The organism is Streptomyces sp. NPDC053513 (assembly GCF_044544765.1).
Taxonomy (GTDB): Bacteria; Actinomycetota; Actinomycetes; order Streptomycetales; family Streptomycetaceae; genus Streptomyces; species Streptomyces litmocidini.
This window is the reverse complement of sequence record NZ_JBITXP010000006.1, coordinates 36,822-53,434: the sequence shown is the minus strand read 5'-3', so window position 1 is coordinate 53,434 and position 16,613 is coordinate 36,822. Positions and strand designations below refer to the sequence as shown.

The window sequence follows — 16,613 nt, the reverse complement described above, 5'->3', positions numbered from 1 at the left end:
GGGTCAGGCCTTCCGGGGCAGGGCGTCGGCGACGGTGATCGCGCGGTCGACGAATCCGGTGCGGTGGAAGATGTCGGCGGCCTGCTGCTGCTCGGCGATGAACTCCTCCGTGACCTCCTCGATGGTCCAGGGCAGGGCCTTCAGCGCGGTCTCCCAGTCCTCGACCGTGCCGCCCTGGTCGGCGGCGGCGAGCTCGGCGGCCTCGCGCGGGTGGGCGGCGGCCCACGCGTCGGCCCTCCGCAGCGCCCGGGTGAGCGCCTCGACGAGCTCGGGCCGCTGCTCGGCCAGGTCGCGGCGGGTGAAGAAGACGGACCGGTCGCTGATGACCTCGCCGGTGGGGATCAGGACGCGCAGGCCGCCGGCGCGGCGGGCGGCGACGAGTTCGGCGCCCTGCGCGACCCAGGCGGTGATCTCGCCGGCGCGGAGCTTCGCCTCGCTGCCGGAGTCGCCGCGCACGGGGGTGATGTCGGTGGCATACGAGAGGCCGGCGTCGTCCAGGGCCTTGGCGACGAGGTGGGTCTGCCAGGAGCCGACGGCGAGGTGGACGGTGCCGCCCTTGAGGTCGGCGACGGTGCGGACCGGGCTGTCCTCGGGGACGAGGAGGGCGCCGTGGTCGGGGCGGGGCGCGGAGACGGCCGTGTAGACGATGTCGTGGCCCGCGGCCTGCGCGGTGACCGGCGGGGTGGAGCCGGTGCCGCCGAAGTCGATGGTGCCCTCGGCGAGGTGGGCGCCGGTGCGGACCCCGTCCGTGTACGGGTGCCAGGTCACGGTCTCGCCGAGGGCGGCGAGCTCCTCCTCCGCGTAGCCGAGGCGGGAGAGGTGGTAGAGGGAGGGGTTGCTGCGGTGGACGCCGATGACGACGGTCATGCGGAGACTCCTTCGAGGGACGGGGCGGTGGTGGACGGTTCCTCGGGGGCGTGGACGCCGAGGTCGGCGAGGAGGCGGCGGCGCAGGGCCGTGAAGGCCGGGTCGCCGGGGTCGCGGGGGCGGGGCACGGTCACGGCTTCGTCGGTGACGAGTCGCCCGTCGCGCAGGACGGCCACCCGGTCGGCGAGGCGCACGGCCTCGTCGACGTCGTGGGTGACGAGCAGGACGGCCGGCCGGTGGATCCGGCGCAGTTCGCCGACCAGGTCCTGCATGCGGAGCCGGGTCAGCGCGTCGAGCGCGGCGAACGGCTCGTCGAGCAGCAGGAGTTCGGGCTCGCGGACCAGGGCCCTCGCCAGGGCCACGCGCTGGGCCTCGCCGCCGGAGAGGGTCGCCGGCCAGGCCTCGGCGTGCCGCTCCAGGCCGACCTCGGCGAGCGCCCGCAGACCGGTCTCCCGGGTCTCCGCGCCGCGCGGCAGTCCGACGGTGACGTTGGCGAGGACCTTCTTGGAGGGGATGAGCCGGGGCTCCTGGAAGACGACGGTGCGGACGGCGGGGACCAGGGCCTCTCCCCCGTCGGCTCCGTCGAGGGCGCCGAGGATGCGCAGCAGGGTGGTCTTGCCGCTGCCGCTGGCACCGAGGAGGGCGACGAACTCGCCGCGCCCGATGGTGAGGTCGAGGCCGTCGAGGACGGCGCGGTCGCCGAAGACCCGGCGCAGTCCCCGTACGCGTACGGCGGTCATGTGGTCCCTCCCGGTCCGGCGGTGCGCCAGGGCATGAGGATCCGCTCCAGGCCGCGGACGAACACGTCGGCGGTGAGGCCGAGGAGTCCGTAGACGAGGATGCAGACGGCGAGGACGTCGGTGCGGGCGTAGCTCTGGGCCTGGGACATCAGATAGCCGATGCCCTCGGTGGCGTTGATCTCCTCGGCGGCGATCAGCGCGATGACGCTGAGCGTCATGGACAGCCGCAGTCCGGCGAGGAGCGAGGGCAGCGCGCCGGGCAGGACGACCTGGCGGACGATCGCGAGCCGGCCGAGGCCGAAGCTGCGCATGGCCTCGACGAGCTTGCGGTCGGTGTCGCGGACGCCGCCGGTGGTGGAGACGTACATGGGGAAGGTGGTGGCGACGGCGATGAGCAGGATCTTCGCCGTCTCGTTGATCCCGAACCAGACCATGAAGAGGGGGACGAGGGAGAGGAAGGGGATGGTGCGGAGGGTCTGGAGGGAGGAGTCGAGGAGTTCGTCGCCGAGGCGGGTGAAGCCGGTGGTGATGCCGAGGACCAGTCCGGCGGCGAGACCGATGACGAGGCCGAGGCCGGAGCGGGTGAGGGAGGTGGCGAGCGCGTCGGGCAGCTGCCCGTTGCCCCACAACTCCCCTACGGCGTCGAGGACCTGCGGGGGCGAGGCGAGGACGTCGGGGGTCAGGAGGCCGGTGGCGGAGGAGGCCCACCAGAGGGCGAGCAGGGCGACGGGGCCGAGGGCGCGGACGGTGACGACGTAGGTGCGGGGGCGGGCGCGGCGGACGGGTGGGCGCGGGGCGACCAGCCCGTCCGTGCGCTCCCCTTCGTCGGTGACGGCCGTCATGACAGCTTCTCGACGTCGAGGAGGTGGGCGGCGATGTCGACCTTGCCCGGGGTGACCTTCTGGTCGGCGTAGAACCGGGCCACGGTCTCGAAGCGCTCGATGTCCTCGGGGCCGATGGGGTCGACCGTCCCGCCCTTGGCGGTGAAGGCGATCTGGACGTCCTTGGCCTTGCCGTTGAGGGCGGTGGGGCCGGCGTCGGTGAAGACGTTGAGGTAGGCGGCCGGGTCCTTCTTCTCCTCGGCGCTGTGCTCGTGGAGGTAGGCGTAGAGCGCCTTGACGATCTCGGGGTGCTCCTTGGCGAAGCCCGTACGGACGGCGTTGAGGCTGTAGTTGTCGGAGCCGATGGCGGTGCCGTCGGCGACGAACCGGGCCTTGCCGGCGCCGATCTCGGCGACGGCGTACGTGGACCAGACGGCCCAGGCGTCGACCTGTCCGGCGTTGAAGACGGCGGCGGTCTGGTCGGGGCGCAGATAGACGCGCTCGACCTTGTCGGCGGGGATCCCGGCCTTGGCGAGTGCCTTGAGGAGCAGGTACTCGCCGGTGCCGCCCTTGTTCACGGCGACCTTGCGGCCGACGAGGTCCTGCACGGAGGTGATGTCCGAACCCTCGCGGACGAGGATGCCCTCGCCGACGGGGTCGGGGTCGGTGGCGGTGAAGAAGGCGAAGCCGGGGCTCTGGGAGAGGGAGGTGATGCCGGAGGTGATGGAGCCGGTCGCGATGTCGAGCTGATCGGCGTTCATCGCCTGGGCTGCCGGGGCGAAGGGCCCGGCGCTGCCGGTCCAGGCGACCTCGGCACCGACGGCGGCGAGTGCCTTGTCGAGGCTGCCGTCCTTCTTGCCCCGGGCGAGGACGCCCGCGTTGCCGGGGTCGGGGATGCGAACGGTGACCGTTCCCTCCCCGCTCTTCTTCCCCTTCGCTTCGCCGTCGCCGGCCGTGCCACCGCAGGCGGTGAGGGTGGTGAGGGCGGCGAGTGCCGCCAGAGCGGCGAGCGGGGTGGTCAGTGGGCGCATGGCGGTCGTCCTCCGGGGATCGAGGGGCGTGCGGGGCGGGTGGTGTTACGGGACGGGCTGCGCGGACGGTCGCGGCACGAAGGGTTCCTGCGCGGACGGTTCCGGCGCGGGCGCCGTCGGTGCGGCGGCCGCGATCAGGCGGGCTCGGCGCAGGGGCTCCGGGTCGGCCCAGGCCCGTACGTCCACGGCCTCGGGCAGGAAGCCGTGGGCACGCAGGGCCTCCTCCTGCCGGGCGAGCAGGTCGAGGCGGGTACCGGACAGGTCCGGGTGGAGGGTGCGGTGGGTGCCGGGCCGGTAGGCGCCGGCGACGCCCTCGGCGCCCGCCCCGGTCTCGACGCCGAGGATCCGGGCGACCTCGGCGGGCTCGCCGGCGGCCCAGTCGGCGGCGCGGAGCAGGACGGACAGGAAGCGCGCGACGAGCTCGGGGTGTGCGTCCAGGAGGTCCTGGTGGACGGTGAGGGGGCGCGGGGTGCCGTTGTTGACGCGGTGCGCGGGGTCGGGCAGGACGTCCAACTCGACGGCCACCTCGGCACCGGCGCGCCGCGCCGCCTCGACGGCGAGGGCCCCCTTCACGTAGACGGCGTCGACCTCGCCCCGGCGCAGGGCGTCGAGCCCGGCGGCCCACTGCCCCTGATGCCCATCGGCCGGCACGTCGACGAGGACGGCGTCGCCGAGGCCGTACCCCGCCGAGGCGAGGGCGCCCTCGAAGCCGCGCAGGGCCATCGCCCGCCAGAAGTCGATGGGCACGGAGTGGCGGGGCACGGCGAGCCGGAGTCCGCGCAGGGCGGCGGCCCCGCGCACCGGGGAGCCGGGGGCGACGAGCACCGCCTGGCGCTCCTCGATCCAGGTGAGCCCGACGAGCCGGGTCCGCTCGCCGCGCGAACGGGCCCACAGCGCGGGCACGTTGCCGCCCTCGCGGAAGAGCCCGGGCAGGGCGTGGGTGAAGTGGGTGGCGCGGTCGGCGCCGGGGTCGGCGTCCTGGAGCGAGCGGACGGCGATGCCGTCCGGGGCGAACTCCTCGGCCAGCCAGCCCCGGTCGGCGGCGACGCCGGTGGCGGTGGGGACGGGGCAGCGGGTGAACCAGAGCGTGTCGGGAACGCGGGCGTACGTCATGGAGGGCATCCCGGGGTGTGGTGGGTCGGGAGACGGCGGCGGGGCGCGGCCGGAGGCAGAAGGGGGCGGAAGGCGGGGAGGGAGAGGAAGAGAGCAGGCCTGCGGACCGGTGGAGGACCGGCGGGCGTGGGCGTGCGGCGCTCTCGGCGCATGGGGTGCGTGGGGCGTCGACGGCGTGGCGCGAAAGTCAGGGCACGGCGCGTCGGCGGAGGCCCGGGGTCAGCGACAGCCGGTGCCGGTGACGCGCGCCAGGTCGATGTGGCGGCGCCGGGTGAGGGCGAGCGGTACGTGTCGCGCGTTCATCGCCTGCCGGCTCCTTCCGGGTCGCTGCCGCTGGGCTGTCCTGGCCGGAACCTTGCCACGGCCGCTCCGCCGTCCACAACTCGGCTCCCACCATGTGGGATTGCGTATGAACGGCGTGTTTCCGACCCCGCCCGGGGTCTGATTCGGCTCCCGCCATGTGGGAGCGTGGGAGCCCGATCACCCACGGGGAGCGAACCCTATGACGACCGAGGCCGGCATCGTCCGACCCCCGGCGGGCGCCCAGGCGGTCCGCCGCGCACTGGACGTGCTGCACTGTTTCCACGACAACGGGCCCGACCTGAGCGCCTCCGACCTCGCGCGCAGGCTCGGGCTCTCCACCTCGACGGCGCACCGGCTGGCCCGCACCCTGCTCGGCGCGGGCTTCCTGGAGCAGGACGCCCGGACCGCGCGCTACCGGCTCGGTCCGGCGATGACGGAGCTGGGCCGGCTCTCGTACCACCAGCGGGGGCTGCACCTGGCGGCTCCCGAGCTGTCCGACCTGGCCGAACGGACCGGCGCGACGGCCGACCTGGCGCTGCGCAGCGGTCCGCACGCGGTGATCGTGGCGGGCGGGTCGGTGACCCCGAAGGTGGGCCTGCGTCGGCCGCTGCACTCGACGGCGCTCGGGAAGGTGCTGCTCGCATGGCCCCGGGCGGGTGAGGCGGGTCCGCGCTCCCTGCCCCCGCTGTACGCGTTCACGGAGCGGACCATCGTCGAACCACCCGCCCTGACAGCCGAGTTGGCGCGCGTACGGGAGGCTGGGTACGCGCTGAACGACGGCGAGTCGGCCCTCGGGGTGCGGACCGTGGCCGTACCGGTCCTGGAGCGCACGGGGTACGCGCGGTTCGCGCTCGCGGTTCGCGCGACCCCGGACCTGATCACCGACGCGCGGCTCGACTGGTACCTGGGGCAGGCGCGGGCCTGCGCGCGGGCCCTGGAGGTGCTGCTGCTCGCCCCCTCGGAGCGGCGGGACCCGGAGCGGGCGGGGTAGCCCCCGGGGCCGCGCCGAGATGTCCGCACGGTCGTGCGTTCAGTACGATGGGGTCATGAGCGGCAGCGCCGGGAGCGGCACCGGGACCAAGACCGACGGACGCGTCGAGCGGGGCAACCAGACACGGCGCCTCGTCCTCGGCCGGACGATGGACATCGCCTCGGTCGAGGGCCTGGAGGGCCTGTCCCTGGGGCGGATCGCGACCGAGCTGGAGCTGAGCAAGAGCGGTGTCTTCGCCCTCTTCGGCTCCAAGGAGGAGCTCCAGCTCGCCACCGTCAGGGCCGCCGTCGCCGTCTTCGCCGGGCGCGTCGTCGCCCCGCTGGAGGACCTGCCGCCGGGCGCGCGGCGGGTGCGCGAACTGTGCCGGAACTGGCTCGCGTACTCCGCGGAGCGGGTCTTCGCGGGCGGCTGCTTCTTCTACGCGGTCTCGGCCGAGTTCGACGCCCGTACGGGCCCGGTGCACGACGCCGTCGCCGGGGCCCGCCGTGACTGGACCGCGTACGTGGAGGGGGCCCTGACGGAGGCGCGTGCCGTCGGGGAGTTCGCCGAGGACCTGGACGTGGAGCAGCTGGCCTTCGAGGTGATCGCCCTCATGGAGGCGGCCAACGCCCGGTCCGTGCTGTTCGGCGACCCCGGCTCGTACGCCCGCGCCGAACGGGGCATCACGGCCCGCCTGCTCGCCTCGGCCACGGACAGGGGCCGGGCGGCGCTCACCGACCCGGCCTGACCACCGGCCGGGCTCCGGGCCGGGCGGCGCTACCGACCCGGCCGGGCTCCGGGCCGGGCGATGCCCACCGGTCCGGCCGGGCCCCGGGCAGGACGGCGGCCGCCGGGTCCCGCCCGGTCCGGCGGCGGCGCGGCGACGGTCACGACGCCGTCGAGCCGACGCCCTCGCGCGCGCCGACCGCCGGTTCCGTGCCGGAGCCGGCGGTCGCGAACTCCACCGCCGCGGCCACGACGTCGGGGTCCGTGAGGATGCGGCGGTGACCGAGGCCCCGGGTGACGACGAGCCGGGCCCGCTCTCCGTGGGCCCGGGCGAGGAACCGCGCCTGGACCAGGGGCACCATGTCGTCGCCCTCGTCGTGGAACAGCAGGACGGGCGCGCCGAGTTCGTCCGGCGCGTGGTCGGCGCCGAAGCGCTCCCAGACGCCGGGCTCGTCGGGGACGAGCCGCCGCTCGACGTGGGCGCGCATGGCCCGCATCACCCGGTCGTCCAGGCCGAGTCCCGCCCGGAAGCCCTCCAGGACCATGTCGAAGGAGCCGACGCCGCCGAGGCCCACGAAGCGGGAGGTGCGGACGCCGTCACGGAGGGCGAAGAGGGCGGCGACGACGCCGAAGGAGTGGGCGACGACGGCCTCGAAGTCGCCGTGCCGGGCGTGCAACTCCCGGATGATCTCGCGGTATTCGACGATGTTGCTCGCCCTGCCGGAGGAGTCGCCGTGGCCGGGCGCGTCGAAGGCGACCGGGCTGTGTCCCCGCGCGAGGAGCTCCTCGACGAAGGCGCCGAGCCGCGAGGCGCGGGAGGACCAGCCGTGGACGAGCAGGACGGGCCGCCGGCCGTCGCCCCAGGCGTACGTGACGACCTCCTTGCCGCGGACGCGGAGGCGGTCGGTGCGCGCGCCCGCGAGGAGCGCGGCCTCGCCGGGCCGGAGCCGGGCCCTGCCGAGCGGCCGGACGAAGAGGTGGAAGGCCCAGCGGCCGGCCGGGCCGGGGGCGAGGCGCGCGGTGGCGTTCAGGGCGGTGCGGATGAGTGGAGCCATCGGGTACATGCCGGATCTCCTCGGTCGTCCTGGATGGAAAAAATGCTAGCACGACCGTTCGTATTGTTTTAGAGTGATCCGCGAGGGCCGGTGACGCCCACCCGGAAGCGTCCCGGCCCTCCTCCCCTACTCCTGCCCCTTCCTCGCCCGGCTCGGCTGCACCCGCTTCGGCTCGCCCGGCATCTTCGGGTACTCCGGCGGATACGGCAGGTCGCCGAGACCGCGGTCCGCCTCGTCCCGCCGGGCCTGTTCGAGCAGCGACTCCAGGCCGAACCGCTCGTCGTCCATGTCGGCATGGACGTCGCCGGCCTCCGCGTACCGGGCCGGCATCGTCCTGATGTCGAAGTCCTGCGGCACGACCTCGCCGATCTCCTCCCACCTCAGCGGCGCCGAGACGGGGGCGTTCGGCCGGGGGCGGACGGAGTAGGCGGAGGCCATCGTGCGGTCCCGGGCCATCTGGTTGTAGTCGACGAAGATCCGCTCGCCGCGCTCCTCCTTCCACCACCGCGTCGTGACCCGGTCCGGCATCCGCCGCTCCAGCTCCCGGCCGCAGGCGATCGCCGCCCGCCTGACCTGGGTGAACGTCCACTCGGGAAGGAGGGGTACGAAGACGTGGAGACCCCGGCCGCCGGAGGTCTTCGGCCAGCCGCGCAGTCCGTGCCCGTCGAGGACCGCGCGCAGCTCGTGGGCGGCGCGGACGGCGTCGGCGTAGTCCGTGCCCGGCTGGGGGTCGAGGTCGATGCGGAGCTCGTCCGGGTGGTCGGTGTCGTCCCGGCGCACCGGCCAGGGGTGGAAGGTGACGGCGCCGAGGTTGGCCGCCCAGAGCACGGCCGCCGGCTCGGTGGGGCACATCTCGTCGGCCGTCCGGCCGCTGGGAAAGGTGATGCGGGCCGTCGGGATCCAGTCCGGGAGGTGCTTCGGGGCGCGCTTCTGGAAGAAGGACTCGCCGGCCACCCCGTCGGGGTAGCGCTCCAGGGTGGTGGGGCGGTTCCGCAGGGCGCGGGTGATGCCGTCACCCACGGCCAGGTAGTACCGGACCAGGTCCAGCTTGGTGTAGCCGGGCTCCGGGAAGTACACCTTGTCGGGGCTGGAGACCCGCACGGTCCGGTCGCCGGCCTGGAGCTCCACCGCTGCCGCCTCGCCTGCCATGCCGGTCAGCCTAGGGGGTGCCGACAACTGCCGCATGCCGGACAATCTCCCCATGGATCTTCCGGTGATGCCGCCCGTGAAACCGATGCTGGCCAAGCCGGTGAAGCGGATCCCGCCCGGGATGCAGTACGAGGCGAAGTGGGACGGCTTCCGCGCGATCGTGCACCGGGACGGGCCGGAGCTCGTCATCGGCAGCCGGACGGGCAAGCCGCTCACCCGCTACTTCCCCGAGCTCGTCGAGGCGCTGACGGCCCGGCTGCCGGAGCGCTGCGTCGTCGACGGGGAGATCGTCGTCGAGCACGACGGCCGCCTCGACTTCGACCGGCTCGCCGAGCGGATCCATCCGGCCGCCTCCCGGATCCGCCTGCTCGCCGAGACCACCCCGGCCCGGTTCATCGCCTTCGACCTGCTCGCCCTCGGGGACGCCTCGCTGCTCGACGCCCCGCTGAGCGAGCGCCGGGCGGCCCTGGAGCCGGCCCTCGCCGGAGTCGACGCGCCCGTCCACCTGGCCCCCGCGACCCGGGACCCCGAGCTCGCGGCACGCTGGTTCGAGCAGTACGAGGGCGCCGGCCTCGACGGGGTGATCGCCAAACCGCTCGACCTGGCGTACGGGCCGGACGCCCGCCTCATGTACAAGATCAAGCACGAGCGGACGGCCGACGTCGTCGTGGCCGGATACCGCTTCCACAAGAGCGGTCCCGTGGTCGGCTCGCTGCTGCTCGGGCTGTACGACGAGCAGGGCGCCCTCCAGCACGTCGGTGTGTGCGCGGCCTTCACCGCCGCCCGCCGCGCCGAGCTCGTCGAGGAGCTGGAGCCGCTCCGGACGGACCCCTCGGACGGGCATCCCTGGGCGGCGTGGACGGACGAGGCCGCGCACGAGAGCGCCCGGCTGCCGGGCGCTCCCAGCCGCTGGTCGGGCAAGAAGGACCTGTCGTGGGTGGCGCTGCGGCCGGAGCGGGTCTGCGAGGTCGGATACGACCACATGGAGGGGGACCGCTTCCGCCACACCGCCCAGTTCAAGCGGTGGCGCCCGGACCGGACGCCGGAGTCCTGCGGCTACGAGCAGCTGAGGGAGCCCGTCTCGTACGACCTGGCGGAGATCTTCGCGTAGGCGCCCCGGCCCGGAGAGTCGGCCGGGGCGCAACGTGAGATGCCACACATTCGGCATGCCCGAACCGCCCGCGCCCGTATCGGGCTTCCGGGCGGGGCGCGGGGACGGTGCCCGATACGGCGGCCGCCGCCCGGCCCCGTACCTGCGGGAACGCCCCGGCCTCCGGCCGCCGGTTCCGCCCGGTCCGGCCCGTCCGCTCCCCCGGTGGCCCGCCCCGCCGTCACCCGGCCGCGACACCGCCGTGCCGGAACCCGGACGGTCATCCGGTACGTATGGAGAGGAGACTCTTCCGTACCCTCCCCGGACCGACTAGGACTGACCCGTGATCACCTCGCCCTCGCGCCTCGTTCCCGTCCCGATCCCCGACAGCGTGGCCGCGATGATCGGCGCCTGCCTGCCGCTGCACGTCCTCCAGGCCGAGGTCGACGCGGACTGCGCGGCGCGCGAGGTGTACCGCTTCCGGGGACCGCTCTGCGCGGAGGACCGGGCGGACCGCGAGCACGCGCTCGCCGCCCTGGCGCGGGCCAACAAGATCCTCGCCAAGCACCACCCCCGACTGCCCGTCACCCCCTGAGGGGTACCCTCTCCGGCCGTCTGAGGGGGTACCCCCTCCGGCCGTCCCCCGCATGCGTGAGGGCGGTGGCGGTGTGACGCTGCGAGAGTGACCACGACCAGCGACGCAGCGCCCGCGCCCCCGGCCGCCACCGAGCCGCCCGTGCTCGACAGCCGCCGCCGCAACATCGTCTTCGGCACGATCATGCTGGGTGTCCTCCTCGCCGCCCTCGACCAGACGATCGTCGGCACCGCCCTGCCCACGATCGTCTCGGACCTCGGCGGCGCCGCCCACATGTCGTGGGTGGTCACCTCGTACCTGCTGGCGGAGACGGTCGCGACCGTCCTCGTCGGCAAGTTCGGCGACCTCTTCGGCCGCAAGGTGATCTTCCAGATCTCCGCGGTCGTCTTCATCACCGGCTCGTTCCTCTGCGGACTCGCCACCAACATGACGCTGCTGATCGTCTGGCGCGGTCTCCAGGGCATCGGCGCCGGCGGTCTGATGGTCACCTCGATGGCGCTCATCGCCGATGTGATCCCCCTGCGCGACCGGGGCAAGTACCAGGGCGCGATCGGGGCCGTGTTCGGCGTCTCGACCGTCGTCGGCCCGCTCCTCGGCGGTCTGTTCACCGACCACCTCAGCTGGCGCTGGGCCTTCTACGTGAACGTCCCCATCGCGATCCTCGTCGTCATCGCCGCCGCCCGCTCGATCCCCTCGGTGCGCTCCGCGAGCCGGCCGGTCATCGACTACGCCGGCATCGCGTTCGTCGCCGTCGGCTCCAGCGCCCTTATCCTGGCGACCAGTTGGGGCGGCAACGAGTACGCCTGGGGCTCCGGCGTCATCATCGGGCTCTTCGCGGGCGGTCTCGTCGCCCTGGCCCTGTTCTGCTGGGTCGAGACCCGGGCGGTCCAGCCCATGCTGCCCATGCGGCTCTTCCGGAACCCGGTCTTCACCGTCTGCTCCGTGCTCAGCTTCGTGGTCGGCTTCGCCATGCTCGGCGCGATGACCTTCCTGCCGACCTATCTGCAGTACGTCGACGGGGAGTCGGCGACCATGTCCGGCATCCGCACCCTGCCCATGGTCATCGGCCTGCTCATCGCCTCGATCTTCAGCGGCAACGTCGTCAGCAGGTCCGGCCGCTACCGGATCTTCCCCATCGTCGGGTGCCTGGTGATGGGCGTCGGCCTCTTCCTGCTCTCCCTCATGGGACCGGACACCGGCACCTGGCTGGAATCGCTGTACATGTTCGTCCTCGGCACCGGCATCGGCCTGTGCATGCAGGTCCTGACCATCGCCGTGCAGAACACCGTCGACTACGCCGACCTCGGCACCGCCACCTCCGGCGTCACCTTCTTCCGCACCCTCGGCAGCTCCTTCGGCACGGCCGTCTTCGGCACGATCTACGCCAACTCCCTCCGGCCCAACCTCACGAGCGGGGTCGTCGAGGCCGCCGCCGTCGCCCGGCGCCTCGGTGTGGACCCGGCCGGGATCGCGCAGGCCGCGCAGAGCCCGGCGGGGCTCCACGGCCTGCCCCCGCGGATCGCCGAGCCGATCGTCCAGGCGTACGCGGACACCCTGCAGACCGTCTTCCTCTGGACGGTTCCGGTCGCGGCCGTCGGCTTCGTCGTCGCCCTCTTCCTCAAGCAGGTCGAGCTGCGCGACTCGGCCCGCTCCGCCGCCCCCGACATGGGCGAGGGCTTCGGCTCCCCCACCATGTCCGGCGACTCGGAGAAGCTCCTCGAACTGGTCGTCGGCCGGATCCTGCGGCGCACCGACTACGAGACGGCCCGGAGGATCGTCGCCGCTTCCGACACCCGGCTCGACATCGCCGGGGCCTGGGCGGTGATGCAGGTCGAACTCTTCACGCGGACGGTCGGGCACGCGAGCCTCGGCCTGATCTCGGCCGGCCGGCGGGTGCCGCCCGAGGTGCTGCTGCCGGTCTTCGACCGCATGGTCGACGAGGGCTTCCTCACCCGCGACGGCAATCTCCTCTCCCACACGCCGGCGGGCAAGCGCGAGGCGGAGGTCATCACCCGTGCCTGGGGCGAGTGGCTCTCCGACGTCGTCGCGCAGGAGCGCGGCCGGCCCAGCGGGCCCGAGCTGCGGGTGGCGACGGACGCCATCGCCAAGAAGATCGTCGCCGAGGACCTCGCGAGCGGACTCCCGAGGGAACGGGTGACGGCGGGCGCGGGCGCGCGCTGAGCACGGGAGCCGGCCGGGCAAGGGGCCCGGCTCAGTCGAGGAAGTCCCCGTCCACGTACACCCACGCGCCCCCGTGGCGGGCGAAACGGCTCCGCTCGTGGAGGGAGCCGGTCTCGCCGTCGTGGACGTAGCGGGCCGTGAAGGTGACGGTGCCGTGCTGGTGGAAGGCGGTGCCCTCGGTGGTCCCCTCGATCTCCAGGCCGGCCCAGCGCGTTCCCGGGTCGAAGTCGACCTCGCCCGGCCGGGTCTCCGGTGCCCAGGTGCGCAGCAGATAGGCCTCGTCGCGGACGACGAAGGCGCTGTAACGGGAGCGCATGAGGAGCTCGGCGGTGGGCGCCGTGCCGCCGGTGCCCGAGTGGAACCGGCCGCAGCACGCGCCGTACGCGGCGTCGAGGCCGCAGGGGCAGGGCGAGGTCGCGGTCACGGCGGGCGCGGCGGCGGCCGCAGCCGTACGGGAGGCCGGGGAGGTGCGGGGGCGGGTCTTGCGTCGGGACATGGCGTCATTGTCCCCCACCGGAGGATCGCGGAGGCGCCCGGCATGTGGACGGGACCGTGGACGGCGGCCCGGAATCCCGCTGCCCAGAAGGCTCGTCCGAGTAGCGTACGACCATGAAACTGACGATTCTCGGAGGCGGCGGATTCCGGGTGCCGCTGGTGTACGGCGCCCTGCTCGGCGACCACGCCGAGGGGCGGGTCACCCACGTCACCCTGCACGACCTCGACGAGGGGCGGCTCTCGGCCATCGCGCGGGTCCTCGCGGACCAGGCGGAGGGGGTGCCGGACGCGCCGGCGGTGACGGCGACGACCGATCTGGACGAGGCGCTGCGCGGTGCGGACTTCGTGTTCTCGGCGATCCGGGTCGGCGGTCTGGAGGGGCGGGCGGCCGACGAGCGGATCGCGCTCGCCGAGGGCGTGCTCGGCCAGGAGACGGTGGGGGCGGGCGGCATCGCGTACGGGCTGCGGACCGTGCCCGTGGCGGACCGCATCGCCCGGAGGATCGCCGAACTCGCCCCCGACGCCTGGGTCATCAACTTCACCAACCCGGCCGGTCTGGTCACGGAGGCGATGTCCCGGGTGCTCGGCGACCGGGTCATCGGCATCTGCGACTCCCCCGTGGGCCTCGGCCGCCGGGTCGCCCGCGTCCTGGGCGCGAACCCGGACGAGGCCTGGATCGACTACGTGGGCCTCAACCACCTGGGCTGGCTGCGGGGGCTGCGGGTCGGCGGCCGGGACCTGCTGCCGCGGCTGCTCGCCGACGAGGAGGCGCTCGGCTCCTTCGAGGAGGGCCGGCTCTTCGGCCCGGAGTGGCTGCGCTCGCTCGGCGCGATCCCCAACGAGTACCTGCACTACTACTACTTCAACCGGGAGGCGGTGCACGCCTACCGGACGGCCGAACGGACGCGCGGAGCGTACCTGCGGGACCAACAGGGCGGCTTCTACGAGGAGATGGCCAAGCCCGACACCCCGGCCCTCGCCGCCTGGCACCGTACGCTCGCCGACCGCGAGGCCACCTACATGGCGGCCAACCGGGAGGCCGCCGGGATGGGGGACCGCGACGAGGAGGACCTGGAGTCGGGCGGCTACGAGAAGGTCGCGCTCGCGCTCATGCGGGCGATCGCCCGGGACGAGCGGACCACGCTGATCCTCAACGTGCGCAACGGCTCGACGCTCTCGGTGCTCGACGCGGACGCGGTGATCGAGGTGCCGTGCCTCGTGGACGCGAACGGCCCCCATCCGGTGTCGGTGGCCCCGCTGCCGTACCACGCCGTCGGCCTGGTGACCGCCGTGAAGGCGGTGGAGCGCGAGGTCCTCGCCGCCGTGGAGAGCGGCTCGCGGGCGACGGCCGTCAAGGCCTTCGCGCTGCATCCGCTGGTGGACTCGGTGGCGGTGGCCCGCCGTCTCGTGGAGGGCTACACGGCGGAGCACCCGGGGCTTGCCTGGCTGCGAAGCCGAGACGGCCGGGCGCGTACGGACGGCTGACGAACACCTTTACGGGGCGGGGGGCGCGGCCTAGGCTCGCGCCCCATGACCTCACAGCGCAAGGGAGTTCGACGTGCGGCGGCCCGCCTCGCCGCGGTCTGTCTGCTGGCCGCCGGCCTGGCGGGAACCGCGCCGGCGGCCGCCGGGACGCCCACTCCGGGCGAGGGGCCGACCGTCGTCCCCGTGCAGACCACCGGGCCCGCCGACCGGCGGTTCAACCTGGTGTTCATGGGCGACGGCTACACCGCGGCGGAGATGCCCGCCTTCCGGGCGGACCTGGAGCGGCACCTCAACACCCTGTGGTCCGTCGAACCCTTCGCCTCGTACCGCTCGTACATCAACGTGTGGGCGGTGGAGGTCCCCTCGGCGGAGTCCGGCGTGGACTGCGACCCGGGCCTCGCCGCCCCCGCCCGGGACACCGCGCTCGACATGGGCTTCTGGGGCGGCTGCGATCCGGACAGCGTGCAGCGGCTGCTCACCGTCGACAGCCGGAAGGCCGGCGCGCTCGCCGACCTCGTCCCCGGCACCGGCCGCGCCAACCGGCAGATCGTCGCCCTCGCCCACAGCGACACCTACGGCGGTGCGGGCGGGAGTTACGCCACGGCCTCCGGCGGCAACGCGCTCTCCTCGCTCATCACCCCGCACGAGATAGGGCATTCGCTCGGCGGCCTCCAGGACGAGTACGACTACTACGCGCGCGGCGTCCCGGGCGGAGCCTACGAGGGAGCCGAACCGTCCTCCGCCCACCACACGCTCCTGACGGAGGAGCAGATGCGGGAGCGGCGGGCCAAGTGGTGGCGCTGGCTCGGCGAGGAGAGCGAGTCCGGCGGGGTCATCGGCCGCCACGAGGGCGGGATGTACAGCACGAAGGGCGTCTGGCGCCCGAGCCGGCACTCCCTCATGAAGACCCTCGGCTACGCCTTCGACCAGGTGGAGCGCGAGGTGATGGTCCGGGCGATCTCGGCGAAGGTGAACCTGGTCCAGGACCACACCCCGAACACGGCGCCGATCGGGGCGGACCGCACGGTGTGGGTGGACACCCTGCACCCGGTGGGCGGCGCGCTCTCCGTGACCTGGAAGCTGGACGGCCGGACCCTCGACACCCGTGGCGCCCGCACCGTCGACCTGCGGAGGCTGCGGGTCTCCCCCGGCACGCACGCCCTGACGGCGACGGTCACCGACCCGACGCCCTTCGTCCGCGACCCGGCGGTCCGCGCCTCGGCGGCGCTCACCCGGACCGTCGACTGGACGGTGGACCCCTCGCTGACCACCGTACGGAGCCCGGAGGCGCCCGGCTTCACCGGCCACACCCCGACCGGGTCCCCCGTCGGCGCCCGGAGCGTCGTCCACGCGGACACCACCCACGCGGTGGACGGCACCCCCGCCGTGCGCTGGCGTCTCGACGGCCGTCCGGTCGCGACGGCCGGCCGCGACGACCGTGATCTGGACCTGCGTTCGCTGCGGATCGCACCGGGGACGCACACCCTCACGGCCCGCCTCGCGGGCACGGACGAGGAGTTGAGCTGGACGGTGGACGCCCGCCCGGCCACCGCCGCGTACGAACTGTCCGAGCCGCTGCGGACGGTACGGCGTCCCGGGCGCCCCGTGGAGTACGTCTACGACGCCGCGTTCACGATGCGGCTGACCGCGCGGGACGACCGGGCGGGCGCCGTGGTGAGCCAGTTCCGGGTGGACGGCGACGGCTGGTACACGTACTACGGCTGGCCGACGGACGCCTCCGCGCCCTTCCGCTTCTCGCCGGGCGGCACGGTGATCGACGGCCTGGTGTACGGGAAGCTGGGCCGGAGCCGGGCGGTGCCGTGGGACGACGCGACCCCGGACCACGGCACGCACACCGTCGAGTACCGGACGATCGACGCGGCCGGCAACATCGGCCCGGCGCGGAGCTTCCTGGTGACGCTGGTGGAGCCGTAGCGGAACGAGGAGGGGCCCGCCGGCGATGCCGGCGGGCCCCTCCTCCGCGTTCGGGCC

General features: G+C 74.1%; 15 protein-coding genes. 7 read left to right on the top strand and 8 right to left on the bottom strand.

Annotation, left to right across the window (positions count from 1 at the left end; all coding sequences use genetic code 11):
- Positions 1-3: 3 nt before the first annotated feature.
- The 5 genes from ACIGW4_RS12460 to ACIGW4_RS12440 are packed head-to-tail and all read right to left on the bottom strand — an operon-like array spanning position 4 to position 4,581.
- The gene (locus ACIGW4_RS12460) at positions 4-867 is read right to left on the bottom strand and encodes an ABC transporter substrate-binding protein (RefSeq protein WP_359591423.1); all 864 of its coding nucleotides are present in this window, start codon (positions 865-867) and stop codon (positions 4-6) included.
- A complete protein-coding gene (locus tag ACIGW4_RS12455; RefSeq protein WP_123456275.1) occupies positions 864-1,607 on the bottom strand; it encodes an ABC transporter ATP-binding protein in 744 nt (247 codons plus the stop codon). The genes ACIGW4_RS12460 and ACIGW4_RS12455 overlap by 4 nt, the downstream gene beginning before the upstream one ends.
- Positions 1,604-2,449 (bottom strand): ABC transporter permease, encoded by an 846-nt coding sequence (locus tag ACIGW4_RS12450; protein ID WP_123456274.1) that lies wholly within the window; start codon positions 2,447-2,449, stop codon positions 1,604-1,606. Before ACIGW4_RS12450 ends, ACIGW4_RS12455 begins: the two co-directional genes overlap by 4 nt.
- Positions 2,446-3,459 (bottom strand): ABC transporter substrate-binding protein, encoded by a 1,014-nt coding sequence (locus ACIGW4_RS12445; RefSeq protein ID WP_123456273.1) that lies wholly within the window; start codon positions 3,457-3,459, stop codon positions 2,446-2,448. Before ACIGW4_RS12445 ends, ACIGW4_RS12450 begins: the two co-directional genes overlap by 4 nt.
- A gap of 45 nt (positions 3,460-3,504) precedes the next feature.
- Positions 3,505-4,581, bottom strand: a complete 1,077-nt coding sequence (locus ACIGW4_RS12440; protein WP_399580072.1) for an ABC transporter substrate-binding protein — start codon at positions 4,579-4,581, stop codon at positions 3,505-3,507.
- A gap of 493 nt (positions 4,582-5,074) precedes the next feature.
- On the opposite strand from ACIGW4_RS12440, the gene ACIGW4_RS12435 reads away from it, so the two are divergent.
- Together ACIGW4_RS12435 and ACIGW4_RS12430 are read left to right on the top strand one after the other, a co-directional pair.
- Complete coding sequence (locus ACIGW4_RS12435; protein ID WP_398711658.1) at positions 5,075-5,866, top strand: IclR family transcriptional regulator; 792 nt, start codon at positions 5,075-5,077, stop codon at positions 5,864-5,866.
- A gap of 55 nt (positions 5,867-5,921) precedes the next feature.
- Complete coding sequence (locus tag ACIGW4_RS12430) at positions 5,922-6,593, top strand: TetR/AcrR family transcriptional regulator (protein ID WP_123456270.1); 672 nt, start codon at positions 5,922-5,924, stop codon at positions 6,591-6,593.
- Positions 6,594-6,732: 139 nt separating this feature from the next.
- Here the strand turns inward: ACIGW4_RS12430 and ACIGW4_RS12425 are convergent, their stop codons facing one another.
- Positions 6,733-7,626 carry an alpha/beta fold hydrolase gene (locus tag ACIGW4_RS12425; RefSeq protein WP_399580068.1) on the bottom strand — a complete coding sequence of 298 codons (894 nt, stop codon included), beginning with the start codon at positions 7,624-7,626 and terminating at the stop codon, positions 6,733-6,735.
- Positions 7,627-7,752: 126 nt separating this feature from the next.
- Positions 7,753-8,775, bottom strand: a complete 1,023-nt coding sequence (gene ligD, locus ACIGW4_RS12420) for a non-homologous end-joining DNA ligase (protein WP_399580067.1) — start codon at positions 8,773-8,775, stop codon at positions 7,753-7,755.
- Positions 8,776-8,827: 52 nt separating this feature from the next.
- Between ligD and ACIGW4_RS12415 the strand changes: the two genes are divergently transcribed.
- From ACIGW4_RS12415 to ACIGW4_RS12405, 3 genes are all read left to right on the top strand, one after another.
- Entirely contained in the window at positions 8,828-9,886 is a 1,059-nt protein-coding gene (locus ACIGW4_RS12415) for an ATP-dependent DNA ligase (protein ID WP_399580065.1), read from the top strand.
- Positions 9,887-10,265: 379 nt separating this feature from the next.
- Complete coding sequence (locus ACIGW4_RS12410; protein WP_221518607.1) at positions 10,266-10,460, top strand: hypothetical protein; 195 nt, start codon at positions 10,266-10,268, stop codon at positions 10,458-10,460.
- 183 nt (positions 10,461-10,643) lie between these two features.
- Positions 10,644-12,641, top strand: a complete 1,998-nt coding sequence (locus tag ACIGW4_RS12405; RefSeq protein WP_398711821.1) for an MDR family MFS transporter — start codon at positions 10,644-10,646, stop codon at positions 12,639-12,641.
- 31 nt (positions 12,642-12,672) lie between these two features.
- Here the strand turns inward: ACIGW4_RS12405 and ACIGW4_RS12400 are convergent, their stop codons facing one another.
- Entirely contained in the window at positions 12,673-13,137 is a 465-nt protein-coding gene (locus tag ACIGW4_RS12400) for a YchJ family protein (protein ID WP_398711665.1), read from the bottom strand.
- Between the two features lie 113 nt (positions 13,138-13,250).
- On the opposite strand from ACIGW4_RS12400, the gene ACIGW4_RS12395 reads away from it, so the two are divergent.
- Positions 13,251-14,621, top strand: a complete 1,371-nt coding sequence (locus ACIGW4_RS12395; RefSeq protein WP_399580062.1) for a 6-phospho-beta-glucosidase — start codon at positions 13,251-13,253, stop codon at positions 14,619-14,621.
- 45 nt (positions 14,622-14,666) lie between these two features.
- On the top strand, positions 14,667-16,556 hold the full coding sequence (locus ACIGW4_RS12390) for a M64 family metallopeptidase (protein WP_399580060.1): 1,890 nt from the start codon (positions 14,667-14,669) through the stop codon (positions 16,554-16,556).
- Positions 16,557-16,613: the final 57 nt, after the last annotated feature.